Origin of the sequence: Mesorhizobium sp. LSJC269B00 (assembly GCF_000502815.1) — a bacterium.
GTDB lineage: Bacteria > Pseudomonadota > Alphaproteobacteria > Rhizobiales > Rhizobiaceae > Mesorhizobium.
In genome coordinates this window covers 83777-101733 of sequence record NZ_AYVN01000015.1, presented here as the reverse complement: position 1 = coordinate 101733, position 17957 = coordinate 83777, and the positions used below count along the sequence as shown (strand labels likewise).

Here is a 17957-nt window from a genome sequence, read left to right as displayed (position 1 = left end):
TGACTGAGATGGCCGACAAGACACCAGAAGCCGGCTCCGAAGAGGCGATCCGCGCCTACAAGACGATCCTGTCGCAGGTCATCGACCAGCGACCGTCGGGTATGCGACAACGCCTTGCCGATGCGCTTGGCAAGCACCGCAGCTTCGTCACCCAGATTTCCAGCGCGGCCTATTCGACCCCGATCCCGTCAAAACATCTGCCGGCTATTTTTTCGGTCTGCCATTTCAGTCCGGCCGAGCGCGATCAGTTTCTGGCTGCCTATCATCTGGCGCATCCCGGCAAGATGTCGGTTGCGGCAGGCATGCGCAAGACCCGGCATGTCTCGCTGATCGTGCCCGATTTCGGCGACGACAAGCAGAATGCAGCGCTCGACAAGGCGATCAACGAATTCATCCAGAAGATCACCAGCATCACCGGCAGGAGTGGCGGCTGATCGTGTTGTGTCGGGAGGACACATGAAGAAGTTTATGAATTCCGTCGACACGGTGCTGACCGAAAGCCTCAACGGCTTCGTTGCAGCTAATGCCGACATCCTGGTGCTGGGCGAGGAGCACAAATTCATTCGCCGCAAGGTGATGAAGCCGGGGAAGGTGGCGCTGATCTCGGGCGGCGGTTCCGGCCACGAGCCGTTGCATGCCGGCTTTGTCGGTCACGGCATGCTGGACGCCGCCTGCCCCGGCCAGGTCTTCACCTCGCCAACGCCGGACCAGATACTGGCGGCGGCCGCCGCCGTCGATACCGGCGCCGGCTGCCTGTTCATCGTCAAGAACTATGAAGGCGACGTGATGAATTTCGACATGGCCGGCGAAATGGCCGACGGCGTCCTGCAGGTGGTGATCAATGATGACGTCGCCGTCGAGAATTCGTCCTTTACGACCGGCCGGCGCGGCGTCGCCGGCACGCTGGTGGTGGAGAAGATCGTCGGCGCCGCCGCCGAGCAAGGCATGGCGCTGGCGGATCTCAAGGCGCTCGGCGGTCGCATCAACAGCGCGACGCGTTCGATGGGCGTGGCGCTGACCAGTTGCACGGTGCCGGCGGCGGGCAGGCCGACCTTCGAGATTGGTGATGGCGAGATGGAATTCGGCGTCGGCATTCATGGCGAGCCCGGCCGGCGTCGCGACACGTTGAAAAGCGCCGATGCGATCGCCGAAGAGATTTGCGCCGCGATCCTGGGCGATCTCGGCGACAGGGCGAAAGGCCCGGCACTGTTGTTCATCAACGGCTTTGGCGGCACGCCGCTGATGGAGCTCTATCTGATGTACAACAGCGCCCGAAACATCTTCGAAAAACAGGGCGTGACGGTGACCCGCTCGCTGGTCGGGTCCTACGTGACATCGCTCGACATGGCCGGCTGCTCGATCACGCTGACCATGCTGGATGACGAGGCAACGTCAATGTGGGACGCGCCGGTGCACACAGCCGCGCTGCGCTGGGGACTGTAACGGAGGGGCCTTGCCCATATCCCGAACAGGCGGCTTATGAACTTGCCTTAGCCTGCGGGACCGGACGGACCGTTACCGCAGTCACGCCGACAGATTGCCCGCCTGCAGCGCGGCCTGCCTTGCGGCCGACCGCTCCGGCTTCATCCAAACCGAAGCCGTAGAAGTCTTATTGCGGTATCGGCAGCGACGGCCCGGCCACCACGCTGGACAACTTTCCTGCCTTGCGCAGCACGGGCGCTTCATACTTTTTCTTGGTCATTCCAAACACCCTTTTCAGTCCAGTGCAAAAGAATGGACGGAAACCGTGGAAAGTCAATTCATGAGCTGGTTCTGCCATCACACGCTGGCTTCATGCATGCTTTTCTGCAACATACGCTCCTCTGAGTTGGTTGTTTGACGCAATTCCGGACGGGAATTGCTCATGTGGGCGAACGTCATCCGGGTTTGATGCTGCCATCTCTTGCGCCTGCCGATGAAAAACTGCTGCTGACCTTCGCCGACCCGGAGGCGACGGTTGCCATTGGCCGTGACGTCGCTGCCGAAAGCTTGCTGGCACTGCTCGTCAATGCCGAGTTCCACGGCGTGCTGCCCATCATGCTGCGCAAGCTCAGCGAGATCGGCGACGCCCAACTGCCTGCCGACGCAGCCTTGCGGCAAAAGCTGTCGGAACTGCGTGATCGCTCGACGCTGGCGACCGGCCAATCGATGCTGCTGCAGTACCATGGCGACCGCATCATGAAGGCATTGGCGGCGAAAAATGTTCCGGCCCGCATCGTCAAGGGTCCGGTCTTCGCGCGCAAACTTTACCGCCACGCCGCCGACCGGCCGTTCACCGACATCGACATTCTGGTCGAGCCGGCCAGCATCATTGAAGCCAGCACGGTGATTGCCGGATGCGGCTTTGAACTCTGGAGCGAGGAGACGCAGTCGCAGGATCTGCAGGAGTTCAAGTGGCTGGAGAAGGAGAATACCAGCCTGCTGATCGAACTGCACGGCAACCTGGTGCATGATTCCGGCATGCGGCGGCGGCTGTCGCTGGGCTTTCGCGAATTGCAGATCATCGACGGCAGCGAGGCCGACACGCCGGCCGCGCTGCTGACCATCGCCATTGTCCACGCCGCCGGCGGGCACAAGTTCCACCGGCTGCAGCTTTGCGTCGATGTGCTGCAGGGCGTGCGCGCGCTGCGGTCGCCCGCGGATGAAGACCGGCTTTTCGAGGCGTCGCGCATCAGCGGCATCGAGCTCGAACTGGCGACGGTTCTCAATGTGACGGGGCGGCTGTTTGATGCACCGCGCGCGATCGAACTGGCCGACCGCATCAAGCCCGACCTCTCGATATTTTTGGCCAAATTGCTGATCACCGGCGATACGCTGCTCGGCGTCAATTCCAGGGACAAGATGCATTCGCGCCTGCGCCGCGACGCCTTCCGCTGGATCCAGCGCCTCGCCAGGCCAAAGCCGCATTCTGCCTGAAGGGTGCTTTAGTCCCGCGCCGCCACCGCCGAGCGGATCAGCGGGGCCGCGTCGGCCGGGTTGGCGCCAACTTCCAGGGTAAAGGTCGGGACGGCTTTGACCAGCGTTGCGATAGTTGCCATGCGGCGCTTCTGCGCCGGCAAAAGGCCGGTCATGCCGGTCCTGACATTGTCGGTGGCAAGCGCCACCATGGCGTCTGTCCTGGTCATGGGCACGAGCCGGGTTTGCGCGTCCGCCGAGCGGGCGAGATGAAACAGTGCCGCAACCGGTCTGCCGACAGTTTCCTCGATGCGGATGATCTCGGCGAGACGTTCCAGCGAGACGGCCTGCTCGCCATTGGCGTCCCATTTGTCGCCAAGGCAAGGCGCCACGAAGGGCAGCATTGCCGCGGTGTGGCGGTGGACCTTCACCTTGCGCGGCAAGCCCCAGGCCGTGATGCCGCCACCGGCCAAAACCTTGAGGATCATGGCGTCATCCGAGCACAGGCCGAAACCTTGCGACGCCAGCGCCAGCGACGTCGTTGACTTGCCGGTGCCGCTCGGCGCATGGATCAGCACGAGCGCCTCGCGGCCGGGCAATGTCAGGCCGGCGGTGTGCAGCATGTGCTGGTCGCCGGCATCAAGTGCTGCATCCAGCACCATCATCAGCACCGTCCATTTGACCTTGGCATCGGGATGGACTCGTATCTCGGCCCAGCCTCCATCGGCATTGATCGAGACGGTCTGCAGGCCGGGAAAGACCAGATGAACGGTGCCGCCACCGTCGATCAGCCGGCAATGGCCGTCCTCCGGCACCTCGCCGTCGAAAGCGAGTTTTCCGGCAGGCGATTCCGGTAACTCCCGCGTCTCGACGATGTCGACGCGGAAATCGGGCTCGACCGGCCCGCTCACGCGCAACGTGCCGAGCAAGAGGTCGAAGCTCGGCCAGAGATCGGCCCGCGAGGCCGATATGCTGATGACCTGGCCCTGGAGATCATAGCAGAAGGTGGTCGCCGGACCGGTCAAGCAGCGTGCGCCTTTCCGGCATCGGCGTGATGGCGATAGATCTGCACCATGCCGGGGAGGCTGTCCGAGACCACCGGGCGGCCATCGAGACAGACCCAGCAATGGGCAGACATACGCGGCGCCTGCATCGACTTCGGATCGACGCCGAAGCGCAGATCCGGATCGAAGCCGGCAAAGCGCAGGAAGCGGTGGGCGAGCAGGCCCTCGCGCAGGCATCTGCGGTCGCGCATCAGCCAGGGGTGCCGGACGGTCCGGTTGACGGCAGCGACGATGTAGGCTGACGACAGGCCGCGATAAGGGGTGGGTGCGCTGAGCGGCGCCCATTTCAGCACCGATTCGAAGCTGCGGCGGCCGATCAGGGTCGGCATCAGCCGCGCGCTTGCCCATAAATGGACACGAAACAAAGCGCGCAGGAGAACGCCGTCCACCATCAGGGAGCCGGGTCGGCGAGAATGCCTTCGCTCACCAGTTCGGCGGCCAGCGCCGCCATGTCCTGGTCGAGCGTGCCCTTGTCGACCTCGAACTCGTCAGACAACAGGACGACGATCTGGTCAAGGCTGCGGGCGCCGTCCACCTTGTCGAGAAAGGCTTCGGTGGTGCCGTTGCAGGTGTAAAGCTGGCCGCTGCGCGCCAAGAGCACGACGGCGCCATCGCCGACATGCTGGACCGAGGCGTCGTCCGCCAGCCGCAGAACCATTTCAGAACCGATTTGGGCCATGGAGCCCCTCCACCATTTTCCTGGAGAGCAGATAGCGCGGCGATGCGGGTCTGTCCATTGCGCGGACGAGAGGGAGAACAAGCCGGCCTGACCGTTCTGTGGCAATCCGGCAACGCCACCATCCTCACGACACAGGCAACCGAAGCCTAATGGAGACATCCAATTTCAGATTGTGGTAACTTCCACATCATTCAGAGCCTGAGAACGGGGAAGCACCCCAGAAATAGTCGGTGATTGCGGCTGGGAATCACCGCCGCAAACGGTCAAGCCAGCTATCTCGCAGGGTCAAGGTGTTGCTTTTCTTACCTAAAGTAAGCTATGGAGTCGCGGGGTTTTGGGAGAGCATTGGGTATGCGTTACAACTGGGAGCGGGCGCCGACCGCGTTCGAACGTCATCGAAAAGCGTTGGCAGCCGCCATATTGATTGCGGGTGGCGTCGGGCTGATGCTGGCGGCCTTGCCGCTTTAAGACTGATATCCGACACGAACGCCCTGCTTTCTCCGGGCGCATGAGCTTTTTCTGCCTGCCACAAGACGGGCCGCGGCTTAGCGTGCATGGCCGGTTACGGCGATGAAGCGGCGGTCGCGTCCTTCGAAGCCCTGGCTGAAGCGCTGCACCAGCACCGCCACTACCGCCGGCCTGCCGGGCGGGGTGTATTCGTAGGATTCCGACAGGCTGTAGGAAGTCGGGCAGTTGCGCGAGCCCGGCACGGCCTTGTCCTCGTGCAGCACCTTGAACGGCTTGCCGTCCTGCCCCTGCAGCGACAGGCGGAAGCCGCGCGCCTTGCCCGTCTTGGCGCCTTGAAGTTTCTTTTCGCCCTGAAGTGTCTTGTCGCTCGGAAGAGCCTGGTCGCTTGGCTTGGCGTCATCGAAGCTTGCCGAGCAGTCCGTCTTGCTGTCGGCCAAAATCTCATCGAGCTGGATGGTCGAAATCTGTGTTTCGCCATAGAACGGCGACAGCCATTTCTGCGCGGCTTGCTCGAGGCGGGAAATGTCGTTGTACTCGACCGTGTCGTCCGGGAAGGTGAACCTGTCGGAGGCCGTGCGCGTGCCGCGCTCGGCGATGCCGTATTTGGCCAGGATTGGCGCGGCCTGCTTTGCGGCCTGCGCCCGTGCCTGCTCCACCGTCGTGGTCGCCTCTTCCGATTCGTCGAGGACAAGGATCGGCTTGCCGCCGACGAACTCGTCTGTGCTTGTGTCGATGATGTCGATCTGCGACCAGCCGGAAACGGCAGCGTCGAGCTCGCCATATTGCTCGAAGGCGAAATATTTGCCGTCGGGGGAAAAGCCGATGATGCGCCGCGCGGCGGCATCGCCGGCCTGGGCGGCGGAAACGATCGTCAACAGCAGCGCTGCTCCAACGGCAGATCCAACCCCGTATCGTACCGTCATTGCGCGCCCTGCCCCGATTTCAAACCCGGCCATGGTGCCTGCAATTTATGGCCAAGGCGAGATCGGCCAAGCGCCAAATTTCGGGAAAGACATGGCATTTGGGGAAAGACGTGGCCGGGAAAACCCGCATAGGCTATTGCAAGATAGAGAGTTTTCCCGAGGAGGGATGAATGGCGTCACGCTACCACGAGGTCTATGACGGCTGGAAACGCGACCCAGAACAATTCTGGGCCGATGCGGCCGAGGCGATCGACTGGTATTCGCCGTGGACCAGCGTCTTCGATGCCAAGGCCGGCGTTTACGGGCGCTGGTTCAACGGCGCCAGCTGCAACACCTGCTTCAACGCTCTCGATCGCCATGTCGCAGGCGGCCGTGCCGACCAGATCGCACTTATCTACGACAGCGCGATCACCGGCACGGTCAAGAAATTCACCTATGCCGAATTGAAGCGCGAAGTGGTAGCGCTGACTTCGGTGCTCAAGAACCGCGGCATTCGCAAAGGCGACCGCGTCATCATCTACATGCCGATGGTGGCCGAAGCGGCGGTCGCGATGCTTGCCTGTGCCCGCATCGGCGCGGTGCATTCGGTGGTGTTCGGCGGCTTTGCCTCGCACGAGCTCGCCACCCGCATCGACGACGCCAAGCCGAAGCTGGTCATCTCCGCGTCCTGCGGCCTGGAGCCTGGACGTGTCGTGGCCTACAAGCCGCTGCTCGACAAGGCGATCGAAATGTCCCGCCACAAGCCGGACGCCTGCCTGATCCTGCAGCGCGACCAGCTGCGCTGCGATCTGAGGGAGCATTACGATATCGATTTTGCCGACGCCGTTGCCCGCGAGCGCGCCGCGGGCGCCAACGTCGATTGCGTTCCGGTGCTCGCCACCGACCCGCTCTACATCATCTACACCTCCGGCACGACCGGCCAGCCGAAGGGCATCGTGCGCGACAATGGCGGCCACATGGTCGCGCTCAAATGGACGATGGAAAACGAGTTCGGCGTCAGACCGGGCGAAGTATTCTGGGCGGCCTCCGATGTCGGCTGGGTGGTCGGCCATTCCTACATCGTTTACGGACCGCTGCTGCATGGTGCGACAAGCGTGCTGTTCGAGGGCAAGCCGATCGGCACACCCGACGCCGGCACCTATTGGCGGGTGATCGCAGAACACGGCGTGGTCGCGCTGTTCACCGCGCCGACGGCCTTCCGCGCCATCAAGGGGCAGGACCCCAAGGGCGAATTCGTGCCGAAATACGATCTGTCGAAATTCCGCACTCTGTTCCTGGCCGGCGAACGCGCAGACCCGGAAACCATCAAATGGGCGGAGCAGAAACTCAACGTGCCGGTGGTCGATCATTGGTGGCAGACCGAGACCGGCTCGCCGATGACCATCAACCCGGCGGGCCTCGGCCTGCTGCCGGTGAAATACGGCTCGCCCGGCGTGCCGATGCCGGGCTACGACATTCGCGTGCTCGACGATGCCGGCCATGAAGTGCCGCGCGGCACACTTGGCAATGTGGCGGTGAAACTGCCGCTGCCGGCCGGCTGCCTGCCGACGCTGTGGAATGCCGACGAGCGTTTCCGGCAAGCCTATCTCGAGGAATTTCCCGGCTTCTACAAGACGGCCGATGCCGGCATGATCGACGACGACGGCTACCTCTATGTCATGGCGCGCACAGACGACATCATCAATGTCGCCGGACACCGGCTGTCGACCGGAGCCATGGAGGAGGTGCTTTCAGCGCATCCCGATGTTGCCGAATGCGCCGTCATCGGCGTCGCTGACGCTATGAAGGGCCAGGTCCCGCTCGGCTTCGTCGTGCTCAATGCCGGTGTGTCGCGCGATACCGCTGCCATCGAAGGCGAAGTGGTGGGGCTGGTGCGCGAACGGATCGGCCCGGTCGCGGCCTTCAAGACCGTGGTGACGATCAAGCGCCTGCCCAAGACGCGCTCCGGCAAGATCCTGCGCGGCACCATGCAGAAGATCGCCGACAAGGAAGAATGGACGATGCCGGCGACTATCGACGATCCCGCCATTCTTGACGAGATCACCGCGGCGCTCAAAGCCCGCGGCATCGGGGTCTGACGGCCCCAGTGGCGTTGTTCCAGCGATCCAGGCCCCCCCGGCCGGCGCCGCGCGAGCGCCTGGAAATGGATATGGACGACACCGTCGTCTACGCGATCGGCGACGTGCATGGCTGCTACAAGGAATTGCTGTCGCTGGAGCAGAAGATCCAGCTCGACGCGCTGCAATTTCGCGGCCGCAAGATTATCGTCATGCTCGGCGACTATATCGATCGCGGGCCGCAATCGGCGCGCGTGCTCGACCACCTCTTGGCGCTGCCGCCAACAGGGTTCCTGCGCGTCTGCCTGGCGGGAAACCACGAAGTGGCCATGCTGAACTATCTCGACGGCTATCTGTCGCGGGACCGCTGGCTGGCGGTCGGCGGCCGCGAGACTCTGTTTTCCTATGGGGTCGATCCGGCGCGGCTTGCCAGCCTCTATGCCTCGAGCGACGCGGTCGACCGGCGCGTGAAGGAGGTCATTCCGGCCAGCCATATCGACTTCCTGCGCAGCCTGCCGGTGCTGCTCTGTTCGGATAAATTCGTTTTCGTCCATGCCGGCATCAGGCCGGGCATCGACCTGGTCGCACAGGATGAGCAGGATCTGCTCAACATCCGCGACGAGTTCTTCAAGGCCGCACATCTGCTCGACCGCCTTGTGGTGCATGGGCACACGCCGGTCGATATCCCCAGGCTTGACGGGCGAAGGCTCGGCATCGACACCGGCGCCTTTCAGAGCGGACGGCTGACAGCGCTCAGGATCGCGGGTAAGTTCGGCAAGCTGATCTTTTCCTGACCTGCCGTGCTTCTTCGTTTGAGCGTGATCTTTTCCGAAAACCGGATCCGCTGTCCGGATCACGCTCCTTTTCAGGATCGCGCTCCGTTCAGGCGGCGGTCTTGGCTCGCACGTCCGATTTCTCCAGATAGTAGGTCGAATAGCGGTCGAAGAACTTTTCCGAGCCGCCGAGCGAGCCGTATTTCGGCAGCTTCTTCAGATCGACCTTGTTGAGCACGGCGCCGACGACCTTGCTTGCGACGTAGGGTTCCTGCTCCAGCAGCGAGCGCACCATGGCGCGCGGCGTGCGGCCCCATTCGGCAACCAGCACGAAGCCGTCGACCAGCGGCGCAAACGCCTTGGCGTCGACCACGGGGCCGAGCGGCGGCAGGTCGACGATGATGTACTCGAACGTCTCCTTGGCGTTGTCGATGAAGCGCCGCATGCCGGCCGACGACAGCAGCTCGCTGGTATGCGAGAATTGCCCACGCAGCACGGCCGGGATGATCGCCAGCTTGGTCTGGCGGTCGACTTTGCCGACCGACTGCCAGGTCTGGCCGTTGACCACGGCCTCCATCAGCCCCTGCTCGGCTTCCATGCCGAGGTTGCGGCTGAGGCCAGGATTGCGCAGATCGGCGTCGATCAAAAGCGTCTTCGAGCCGTTGGCGGCCAGCAATCCGGCGAGATTGGCGGCGACCGTAGACTTGCCCTCGCCGGGCAGGACCGAGACCACGCCTATGACCCGGCTGCCTTGCCCTTCCATGACGACGTCGAAGGCGATCTTGGCGTTGCGCAGCGTTTCGGAGAACATTGATGCCGGCGCATCGACGCTGACCCGCATGCGCGCCCGTTTCTCGGCCGCCGACAATGTGTTGGCGCCTTTGGCATCCGCCGCACCGCCGTCGGCGTCCTTGCCGAGCCTGCCGCCGATCATCGGCAAATAGCCGAGGAATTTGAGGCCGACGCGATCGCGAATGTCCTCGCCGGTCCTGAAGAAGCGCTCGTTGAACTCATTCAGGCCACCAAAGCCGGCGCCAAGCAGCACGCCAAGCACCAGCGACAGCGCCAGCACCCTGGAGGTGCGCGGGCTCGAGGCGGAAAGCGGCGTTGAGGCATCCGAGATGATGCGGACCTTGCCGACCGGGAAGGATTGCTGCTGCGAGGCCTCCTCGTAGCGGCTAAGGAAGGTCTGGTAGAGCGTGGTCAGCGCCTGCGCCTGCTGGTCGAGTTCGCGCAGTTTGACCTGGCTCTGGTTGTCGATGGAGCTCTTGCCGGCCGCGTCGGCGATCTTCTGCCTCAGTGAGGTCTCGCGTGAAAGCGCGACTTCATATTCATTGCGATAGCTTTCGGTCAGTTGCTTCAACTCGCCGAAAATCTGGGTCGACAGGTCGGCCTTTTCCTTGGCCAGCGCCACCGCCTGCGGATGGTCGGCGCCGAAATTGGCCGTCACGTCCTGCAGCCGCTTGGCCACTGCGAGATAGCGGGTCTTGAGCGTTGCAATGACGGAGCTTGCCGGCTGATCGCTTGAGATGGCGGAATCGTTGAAGGCATTGTCCGAGCCGCTTTCGACGATGGTCTTGTATTGCTGATAGCGGGCGCTGGCGCGCGCCGTATCGGCCTGCGCGACGATCAGTTGCGCGGTGAGATCGGCAATCTGCTTGTCGCTGATCAGCTGGCCGTCGCTGTTGGCGGCCAGACCATGCTCGGCCCTGAATTTCTCGACCGCCATAGCGGCCGCCTGTGAGTTCTGACGAAGCTCGGTCAGCCGGCCCTGCAGCCAGACCGCAGCGCGCTCGGTGGCGTCGAAGCTGGCATTGAGCTGGTCGGCGAGATAGGCGTCGGCATAGGCCTTGGTGATGGCGGTGGCGAGCGCCGGATTGGTCGACTGGTAACCGATGGCGAGCACATAGGAGCGGCCGTTGCGCTGCGCCAGCACCTCGCTCTGCAGCTTCAGCACGGCATAGTCGTGGCGCGCCGTCTGCATCATGGCCTGGCGTGTCGCCTCATCGACGTTTTCCATGCCGGGAATCTGCTCGGCGGAACTTGAGCGGAAATAGCCGATCACGCCGCGCACGAAGCCGATGCCCTTGACCAGCGCCGATTGCGGCGGGTTCATGAACTCTGCGTTCTGGTCGAGTTTCAGCTTGTCGACCACCACCGAGGCCAGCCGCGCCGAGGTGATGATTTCGATCTGGCTGAGCAGGGCGGCGTCGGTCTGCATGGTGACGGATGCAGCCGAGATGTCGTCGATGACCTTGTTCAGGCCTTCGTCGATCAGCACGCTGGCGACCGACATGTATTGCTTGGGCGTGGTCTGCAGATAGAGCAACCCCAGGAACAGGCCGATGATGGCGCAGACCGCCACCACCTTGACCTGACGCGCCGCCATGCCAAGCAGGCGCTCGACGTCGATGAAGTCTTCACCCTTTTCCTGATCGGGGTTGGGCAATGGCATCCTCTTGTCGAGAGGAAAGCTGGCATAATTCATCTTCGATCCAATTCTAGGTTACAGGCGCCGGAGCGAGACGGGTCAGGTCCCACCTCGTCCGAAGCTGCGGAGATCGGGGGCAAGATATGCAACGCAAGCTTCATGCCATCCGGCGCCGGGCCTGAGCGGCCAGGCGTGCAGGCATGAGCCGCGCCATCGTCCAAACGCATATGCCCTCGAAAGATGGGCATTATGCGGCCACTTCCTGACGCTCATGCGACCGCACGAACGCCTGCAGCATTTCCAGCACAGGTCCCTTCATGTCGTCGCGCGCCAGCGCGAAGGCGATGGTCGCCTCTATGAAGCCTTCCTTGGAGCCGCAGTCGAACATGCGGCCATTGAAAGGCTGGGCAAAGAAAGACTGGCTTTTCGCCAGCCGCACCATGGCATCGGTAAGCTGGATTTCGTTGCCGGCGCCGCGCTGCTGGTTGCCCAGCAGCGAGAAGATCTCGGGCTGCAGGATGTAGCGGCCGTTGATGTAATAGTTCGACGGCGCATTGGCCGGCGCCGGCTTTTCGACCATGGCCGTCACCTCGAAGCCGCTGCCTGTCTCGGCGCCGCGCCCGACGATGCCGTATTTGCTGGTCTCGCTGGGATCACAGCGCTCGACGGCGATCACATTGCCGCCGGTCTGCTGATAGAGATCGACTGTTTCAGCCAGGCAACCTCGGCGACCGAACGACACCATATCGGGGAGCAGCAGGGCGAAGGGCTCGTCGCCGATGACTTCGCGTGCGCACCACACCGCATGGCCGAGACCATGTGGCGACTGCTGGCGGATGAAGCTGGTGGCGCCGGCCACGGGCAGCATGCTTTCGAGCGCCTCCAGCTGGGTCTTCTTGCCGGTTTGTTCGAGCGTTCCAATCAGTTCGGGGTGCAGGTCGAAGTAGTCCTCGATGACAGCCTTGTTGCGGCCGGTGACGAACACGATGTGCTCGATGCCGGCTTCGAAGGCCTCGTCCACCGCATATTGGACGACCGGCCGGTCGACCACGGGCAGCATCTCCTTCGGAATCGACTTGGTTGCCGGCAGGAACCGTGTTCCAAGCCCCGCCACAGGGATGACTGCCTTCCTGATTTTCTTCATCGCAAATTCCTTCTGAGCAGATCGATTTCAGCCTGTTGCAGGCCACGAACAAACGTCTTCATGTACTCGCCCTCCTTACTCCGCGCCGACAGCAAACTGCGCCGCCACCCTTTTGAGGCGGACGGCGATCGGCATCGACATGTGCCTGACAGCCGCCGGATCACTTAGCGCGGTGCGTATCGCTTTCAACGGCGAACGCGCCTTGATGTGCTGGACCAGCGACAGGAACGATGCCGCCTTGCGCAGGCTGCGGGCGCGTTTGGCGAAGGCGGCCGCAGCAGCAGCGTCCATGGAATTGGTCTCGGCGAAGACCGCGTCGGCCTTGCGCATCGCCTCGATATGGTGAAGCTCGAGCACGCGCGAGATCGAGCCCGTGCGGATGTGGTAGATATAGCCGGTCGTCGGCTCGACGACGCATTTTCCGCTCTTGGCCAGCGCGTTGGCGAGCAGGATGTAATCCTCGCCTATGCTCAGACTTTCATCATAGCGAAGCCCGTTTTCGATCAGGAAACGGCGCTGGAAGATCGGCTTGAGATAGCCAAGGTTGAACGTGGATTCGAAAACGATGTTGCCAGCGATGTAGTCGGCGAGCGTGATTTCACGCAGGCCCTCCAGATATTTGGCGGGAAACATCGTCGCTTCGGCAATGCCGTCCTCGCGCACCACCTGGAGGTTGTCGACGGCGATCACAGCGCCCGCGCTTTCGGCCCGCGCGATCATGGCAGAAAGCCGCCCGGGCAGGACGGCATCGTCGGAATCGAGCACCGCGACCCAGCGGCCGGAAGCCAGTTCGAGCCCGGCATTCCTGGCGCCGCCAGGGCCACGATTTGCCGGCAGCGCAACCACTTTGACGACATTTTTTGGATAGGCTCTTGCGACGTCGAGCGTGTTGTCGCGCGACTGGTCGTCGGCGACGATGATTTCGACGCTGACATCGCGCTGGGCCATGGCGCTTGCGATCGCCCGGTCGAGCGTGGCCGCGGCATTGTAGGCTGCGATGACAAAGGAGACGTCAGGCTGCACGCTTGCCTCCTTGCTGCGGGGAAGACAGTCCGTATTGGCGAATTTCGCTGATACCGACCAGGCCGCTGACGACGCCGACATGCATGATGCCGCGCAGCACGCTGCGGTTGCGGCGGACCGGGCTAATCGCGGTCAACGCCGCCATGCCGAAGCAATAGACGGCCTTGGCCGAGGCAAGGCCGACAGCCTTCGCACGCTCTATCACGCCTGCGTCATGGCCGATGAGGTGGCCGTGCGTCTGGCCGAAGCGGAAGCGGCGGCGGCGTAGCCAGTCGAAAGCGGCTCGCGAACGCGGCACGACTTCCTCGACCCACGCCTCCGGCGCAAAGGCGATGCGACCGCCTGCCTTGACCATGCGGTTGAAGAATTCGGTGTCCTCGCCGCCGCTCTGGCCGCGCGCCAGGCTGAAACGACGGTCGCGCAAGCTGTCGGCGCTCATCCTCAAAAGGACGTTGCAGGTGTAGCCGGTGCGGATTTCGCCCTGCACCCAGACCGGCAAGGTCGAATGGAAATCGCCCTTGCGCATCCAGTCCGGCGCATCCGGGCGGTAGAGCGCCCGCACCGGACCGAGCACGGCCTCGGCGCCGCTTGTCTCCGCGATAGCAATCAGTTCGGCCAGCCATTGCCGGGAAGCGGTTTCATCGTCGTCGATGAAGGCGACAAAATCGGCCGTGCTGGCATCAAGACAGGCGTTGCGGGCAACCGAGATGTTGCGCGCCGGGGCGTGCCGGTAGCGGGCCACGAGCTTCAATTCGCTCGCCAGCGCGGTCACCAGCGGCTCGGCGGTCGGCTCGTCGTCATTGTCGGCGACGATGACGCCGATGCCGAAACCGGCAGGCATATCCATGGCAGCGAGCGACCGCAGCGTGTCGGCCAGTTCCGGCCGCCGGAACGTGCAGACGCAGATGTCGATTCGGCGGCTGTCGGCGACCATCATGCCACCCCGCGCTGCGATCGCGAGCCGAGCAGTTGCAGCCAAAACCCGAGCGACCAGCCGAAATGCATGACCATCGCCGAAATGCCCGCCAGCACATTGTTGGGATTGCGCTGGCTGATGGCGGTCACAGCGCCGTAGCCCAGACAGACCGAAGCCCAGACCAGCAGCGGCACCGCCGCCAGCCAGTGGATAAAGGAAAATACCGCGAGAAGGACGACCGGCGCCACCAGCAGCGGGATCATCTGCCGAACTTTCGGGATCATGCGGTGCTTGAGCACATTCTTGGCGCGGCCGCGGCCATAGCCGAGATATTGGAAATACAGGCCCTTCAGCGACGAACGCGGATAGTAGACCATCTGCGTCTTGCCGCTCATCCAGATGCGGTAGCCTGCCCGGCGCAGGCGGTAGTCGAGTTCGGCATCCTCATTGTGGCTGAAGGTCTCGTCATAGCCGCCGACCGCGGTGAAGGCCGAGATCCGGATCAGCGCGTGATGGCCATGGTCCACCCATTCGCCGGCCGAGAAGTGCCGATGCTTGGAGCCGCCGGTGCCGAGCTTGGAATTCTGCGCCGCCGCGACCGCTTTCTGCACCGCGCCGCTGCCGCTGGTCAGCATCGAGACGACGACCGAATCGGCTGAAGTAGCGAGCGCCTCCTCGACCAGCCGGTCGCAATAATCGGCGGGATAGCCGCCATGGGCATCGATGCGGATCAGGTATTCGGCGCCGTCACCGAGGCTGGCGACGGCGAGATTGATCGCCGCGCTCTGGATACGTTTTGGGTTGTGCAGGAGGACGACCTGAGGGTCCTTGGCCGCAACCGCTTCGACAATGGCCAAAGTACCATCGGTGCTGCCGCCATCGGCAACGACGATGCGGGCGCCGAGCCTTAGCGCTGCCGGCCTGAGCTGCTCGAGCAACGCGCCGATATGGGCTGCCTCATTCAGGCACGGAATGACGATCAGGCTTGGCGGCAGCGCTTCGGTTTGCGTCATCGGCGCCTTTCCATGAACTGCACTTTTGTCATTGGTCATCCTTCAGGCCAGTGCCTCGGTGGCGAACGAACCAGGGGCAACCGCAAGGCCGCGCAGCCTGTCGACAAAGGCGCGGCAGTCGCTGCGGTCGTAGCTCCAGGTTCGTGGGTTGCGGGCCAGCACACGCGCCTTGGCCTTGCCGAAGTGCTCCTGGTCCATGCGGCCGAGCGCGGTTTCCAGGATTTCGGGCGTGGCAGCAGAAAGCAGGATGCCAATGTCCTGCTGGTTGAGAAAGCGCCCCGTCTCGGTAGTGCCCATCGAGATCGGTACGGCGCCGAAGCGGCAGCCCTCATAGAGGCGGTTGGGCAGCAACCATTCCGAATTCTGCCCTTCCTCGAAGAAATCGATCGCCCAGGAAAAATGCACTTCGCCGTAGATCGCGGCCATGTCTTCCGGGTTGCGGTAGGGGCCACGAAAGGAGAGATAGGGTTCGGCCTCGACAAAAGCATGGAAATCCGGGAATTCCGAGAGTGCCGGACGGCCCCGGAGGACGACCTCGAAGCGCCCGCCCTGACGGCGCGTGAAGTCGGCCAGCAGCTCCAGCGAGCGGCGGCAGCGCAGCGCGCCGAACCAGCCGATGCGCCACGGGGGTGCTGCAGGGTTTTCGGCCTTTGACCTGTCATCCAAGGCGATCGGCGCGGTTTCGAAGTATTTGTTTTCGACCAGTTCCACCGGTGCGGCGACCTGCCCGAACGGCTTGAAATAATTGGCGATGAAGGCCGGTGAGCTCGTCACCAGAAGCTTCACGTCGCGGGCGAGATAACGCTCCGCTGTGCGCAGTGCTTTGCCCAGCATGTCATTGCGCAGCACCAGGCGATGGATGTCGAGGCATTCGTAGACGATCGGCACGCCGCCGCGAAAGGCGGCCTTGGCGCGCCTGGCCAGCGCCAGCATTTCCAGATTGCGCGCGATGATGAGGTCGGGCTTCGGCATCGCCGCAAGCTTCGAGCCTATCGACAGCGCCGCCTTGGCGACCGCCGCCAGACGCTGGCCGAATCGGCCGTCACGCGTCGCGCCGAGGTCGACCGGCTGCAGCCCCTCGACGTCGGGAACAGCATTTGTGGTCCGACGGAAGCCGGCCAACGTGACCCGCGCGCCGCCTGCCTTGAGCATTATGATCCGCCGGCGCACCGCCGGGTCGGAAACATCGTGCACAAGGTACAAGACATGCAGCATGAAAACTCGACCGCTGTTGGCCCACCCACGGGAATGCTAACCCAGCTTTTGCTGCATCGCAACATTTTTGGTGCGCCGTAGCATAAGTGCACGTTTTTTGTTGCACTGCAAAATTGATGCGTTACCCTCCGTCGGGCTTGAGCGCCGCTCTGGCTGGTCACCCAGCCCGATGCAGCGATGGATTGTGACGCGAGCCGCATCGGGATCGTCCTGGCGTGGGTATTTTCGGTCACCATGCCCGTCCTAGGCACCGCAGGCCACGCCGCGGAATCTGCTGACGAAATGAGGTATCCCATGAAGATCGTCGTTGAAAACACAGTCTGCCTGAATACCGGGGATGCGGCGATTCTGCTGGCGATCCGCCACATTCTCAAGACGATCGTGCAAGGCGACGTGCGGTTTGCCGTCTTCGACAGCCAGCCCGAGGTTGCGGAACGACTCTATCCGAAGACGGATTATCCCGACCTCGAATTTCATAAGCTGCTGTCGGAATCCCTGTTCCGATACAAGAATGGCAGCGGGCTGAGGGACCGGTTCAAGCCGATCTACAATCGGCTCGTTCTCCAGGCTCTGCGCTGGTTTGGCAGCAGCGCGCTAGGCAATTTTTTCAGCTATCGCGACCGGCGCGGTCTCGATATCTACGCCGACGCGGACATGGTGGTCACCACAGGGGGAACCTATCTCGTCGAGAACTACAATCTCGAACGACGCCTCAATCAGTTCAGGCTCGATGCCGTATTTGGCAAGGATCCGGTCTTCTTCACGCAATCCCTCGGTCCGTTCGACAAAAGTTACAACCGCCAGGAGCTCGGCCCGATCTTTGACCGCAGTCCGCTCATCCTGTTGCGCGACGAACGGTCGCGGACCCATATCCGGGACTTGGTGAAGGATCTCGGCAAGTGCCGCGTGGTGGCCGATGCCGTATTCGCCTTGGCCGATACCGACAGGATCCGCAAGCGTCTCGCTTCCAGCCAGCCGCCGGCGTCGACGGGCCGCGTCGCTATTTCGGTCCGCCACTGGAACTACGTCAGCGACGGTGAGGGCGGCATGCGCCGCTATCTGGATTCGGTCCGCGAGATCGCCACAATTCTTGTCAGGGACCTTGGCAAGGAGGTGACCTTCGTCTCCACGTGTCAGGGCGTGCCGGAATATGCCCATGACGATTCCAAGACCGCACAGGCCATCGTTGCCGAGCTCGATCCTGAGATCGCCAGCCACGTAACGGTGGACGCTTCGTTCCACACGCCGGACCAGTTGATGGCGCTGGTGAAGGGCTTCGACTTCGTCGTCGCGACGCGCATGCATATGATGATCATGTCGCTTTGCGTCGGCACGCCGGTGCTGCCGATCGCCTAC

At 63.1% G+C, this 17957-nt stretch carries 15 protein-coding genes and 1 pseudogene; 6 read left to right on the top strand and 10 right to left on the bottom strand.

Annotated features, from left to right (window positions below; translation table 11 throughout):
- The first annotated feature begins 8 nt into the window (after nucleotides 1-8).
- The 3 genes from X771_RS139495 (at nucleotide 9) to X771_RS139505 (ending at nucleotide 2916) form a co-directional block, all read left to right on the top strand.
- Nucleotides 9-434 (top strand): hypothetical protein, encoded by a 426-nt coding sequence (locus tag X771_RS139495; protein WP_023668784.1) that lies wholly within the window; start codon nucleotides 9-11, stop codon nucleotides 432-434.
- 22 nt (nucleotides 435-456) lie between these two features.
- Nucleotides 457-1443 carry a dihydroxyacetone kinase subunit DhaK gene (gene dhaK / locus X771_RS139500; RefSeq protein ID WP_023690002.1) on the top strand — a complete coding sequence of 329 codons (987 nt, stop codon included), beginning with the start codon at nucleotides 457-459 and terminating at the stop codon, nucleotides 1441-1443.
- 447 nt (nucleotides 1444-1890) lie between these two features.
- A complete protein-coding gene (locus tag X771_RS139505; protein ID WP_023690001.1) occupies nucleotides 1891-2916 on the top strand; it encodes a nucleotidyltransferase family protein in 1026 nt (341 codons plus the stop codon).
- Between the two features lie 8 nt (nucleotides 2917-2924).
- Here X771_RS139505 and X771_RS139510 read toward each other — a convergent pair whose 3' ends face one another.
- The 4 genes from X771_RS139510 to X771_RS139525 all read right to left on the bottom strand — a co-directional run bounded on the left by X771_RS139510 (nucleotide 2925) and on the right by X771_RS139525 (nucleotide 5981).
- Nucleotides 2925-3920 (bottom strand): HPr kinase, encoded by a 996-nt coding sequence (locus tag X771_RS139510; RefSeq protein WP_023690000.1) that lies wholly within the window; start codon nucleotides 3918-3920, stop codon nucleotides 2925-2927.
- The gene (locus X771_RS139515) at nucleotides 3917-4351 is read right to left on the bottom strand and encodes a lasso peptide biosynthesis B2 protein (protein ID WP_023668789.1); all 435 of its coding nucleotides are present in this window, start codon (nucleotides 4349-4351) and stop codon (nucleotides 3917-3919) included. The genes X771_RS139510 and X771_RS139515 overlap by 4 nt, the downstream gene beginning before the upstream one ends.
- Nucleotides 4351-4638 carry a PqqD family protein gene (locus X771_RS139520; protein ID WP_023684213.1) on the bottom strand — a complete coding sequence of 96 codons (288 nt, stop codon included), beginning with the start codon at nucleotides 4636-4638 and terminating at the stop codon, nucleotides 4351-4353. Before X771_RS139520 ends, X771_RS139515 begins: the two co-directional genes overlap by 1 nt.
- 545 nt (nucleotides 4639-5183) lie before the next feature.
- Entirely contained in the window at nucleotides 5184-5981 is a 798-nt protein-coding gene (locus X771_RS139525) for a DUF2259 domain-containing protein (protein ID WP_023689998.1), read from the bottom strand.
- A gap of 218 nt (nucleotides 5982-6199) precedes the next feature.
- Here X771_RS139525 and X771_RS139530 point away from each other — a divergent pair, with 218 nt between their 5' ends.
- On the top strand, nucleotides 6200-8107 hold the full coding sequence (locus tag X771_RS139530) for a propionyl-CoA synthetase (RefSeq protein ID WP_023689996.1): 1908 nt from the start codon (nucleotides 6200-6202) through the stop codon (nucleotides 8105-8107).
- A 71-nt stretch (nucleotides 8108-8178) separates the two neighbouring features.
- A complete protein-coding gene (locus X771_RS139535; protein ID WP_023689995.1) occupies nucleotides 8179-8880 on the top strand; it encodes a metallophosphoesterase family protein in 702 nt (233 codons plus the stop codon).
- A gap of 88 nt (nucleotides 8881-8968) precedes the next feature.
- Here X771_RS139535 and X771_RS139540 read toward each other — a convergent pair whose 3' ends face one another.
- The 6 genes from X771_RS139540 to X771_RS139565 all read right to left on the bottom strand — a co-directional run bounded on the left by X771_RS139540 (nucleotide 8969) and on the right by X771_RS139565 (nucleotide 16601).
- Nucleotides 8969-11347: a polysaccharide biosynthesis tyrosine autokinase gene (locus X771_RS139540; RefSeq protein ID WP_023689994.1), complete on the bottom strand. Its 2379-nt coding sequence runs from the start codon at nucleotides 11345-11347 to the stop codon at nucleotides 8969-8971.
- 190 nt (nucleotides 11348-11537) lie between these two features.
- Entirely contained in the window at nucleotides 11538-12434 is an 897-nt protein-coding gene (gene galU, locus X771_RS139545; RefSeq protein WP_023668795.1) for a UTP--glucose-1-phosphate uridylyltransferase GalU, read from the bottom strand.
- 75 nt (nucleotides 12435-12509) lie between these two features.
- Nucleotides 12510-13457, bottom strand: coding sequence for a glycosyltransferase family 2 protein (locus tag X771_RS139550; RefSeq protein ID WP_023689993.1), 948 nt, complete (start codon nucleotides 13455-13457; stop codon nucleotides 12510-12512).
- A complete protein-coding gene (locus X771_RS139555) occupies nucleotides 13447-14394 on the bottom strand; it encodes a glycosyltransferase family 2 protein (protein WP_023684220.1) in 948 nt (315 codons plus the stop codon). The genes X771_RS139550 and X771_RS139555 overlap by 11 nt, the downstream gene beginning before the upstream one ends.
- Entirely contained in the window at nucleotides 14391-15386 is a 996-nt protein-coding gene (locus X771_RS139560; RefSeq protein ID WP_023711254.1) for a glycosyltransferase family 2 protein, read from the bottom strand. Before X771_RS139560 ends, X771_RS139555 begins: the two co-directional genes overlap by 4 nt.
- A gap of 42 nt (nucleotides 15387-15428) precedes the next feature.
- A complete protein-coding gene (locus X771_RS139565) occupies nucleotides 15429-16601 on the bottom strand; it encodes a glycosyltransferase (RefSeq protein WP_023689991.1) in 1173 nt (390 codons plus the stop codon).
- A gap of 177 nt (nucleotides 16602-16778) precedes the next feature.
- Here X771_RS139565 and X771_RS139570 point away from each other — a divergent pair.
- Nucleotides 16779-17945: pseudogene (locus X771_RS139570) on the top strand (polysaccharide pyruvyl transferase family protein); the annotation flags it as partial.
- Nucleotides 17946-17957: the final 12 nt, after the last annotated feature.

Coding starts and splice junctions, on each gene's coding strand:
- X771_RS139495 (WP_023668784.1), top strand. CDS start 9: ATGGCCGACAAGACACCAGAAGCCGGCTCCGAAGAGGCGATCCGCGCC.
- dhaK (WP_023690002.1), top strand. CDS start 457: ATGAAGAAGTTTATGAATTCCGTCGACACGGTGCTGACCGAAAGCCTC.
- X771_RS139505 (WP_023690001.1), top strand. CDS start 1,891: ATGCTGCCATCTCTTGCGCCTGCCGATGAAAAACTGCTGCTGACCTTC.
- X771_RS139515 (WP_023668789.1), bottom strand. CDS start 4,351: ATGGTGGACGGCGTTCTCCTGCGCGCTTTGTTTCGTGTCCATTTATGG.
- X771_RS139520 (WP_023684213.1), bottom strand. CDS start 4,638: ATGGCCCAAATCGGTTCTGAAATGGTTCTGCGGCTGGCGGACGACGCC.
- X771_RS139530 (WP_023689996.1), top strand. CDS start 6,200: ATGGCGTCACGCTACCACGAGGTCTATGACGGCTGGAAACGCGACCCA.
- X771_RS139535 (WP_023689995.1), top strand. CDS start 8,179: ATGGACGACACCGTCGTCTACGCGATCGGCGACGTGCATGGCTGCTAC.
- X771_RS139540 (WP_023689994.1), bottom strand. CDS start 11,347: ATGAATTATGCCAGCTTTCCTCTCGACAAGAGGATGCCATTGCCCAAC.
- galU (WP_023668795.1), bottom strand. CDS start 12,434: ATGAAGAAAATCAGGAAGGCAGTCATCCCTGTGGCGGGGCTTGGAACA.
- X771_RS139555 (WP_023684220.1), bottom strand. CDS start 14,394: ATGATGGTCGCCGACAGCCGCCGAATCGACATCTGCGTCTGCACGTTC.
- X771_RS139560 (WP_023711254.1), bottom strand. CDS start 15,386: ATGACGCAAACCGAAGCGCTGCCGCCAAGCCTGATCGTCATTCCGTGC.
- X771_RS139565 (WP_023689991.1), bottom strand. CDS start 16,601: ATGCTGCATGTCTTGTACCTTGTGCACGATGTTTCCGACCCGGCGGTG.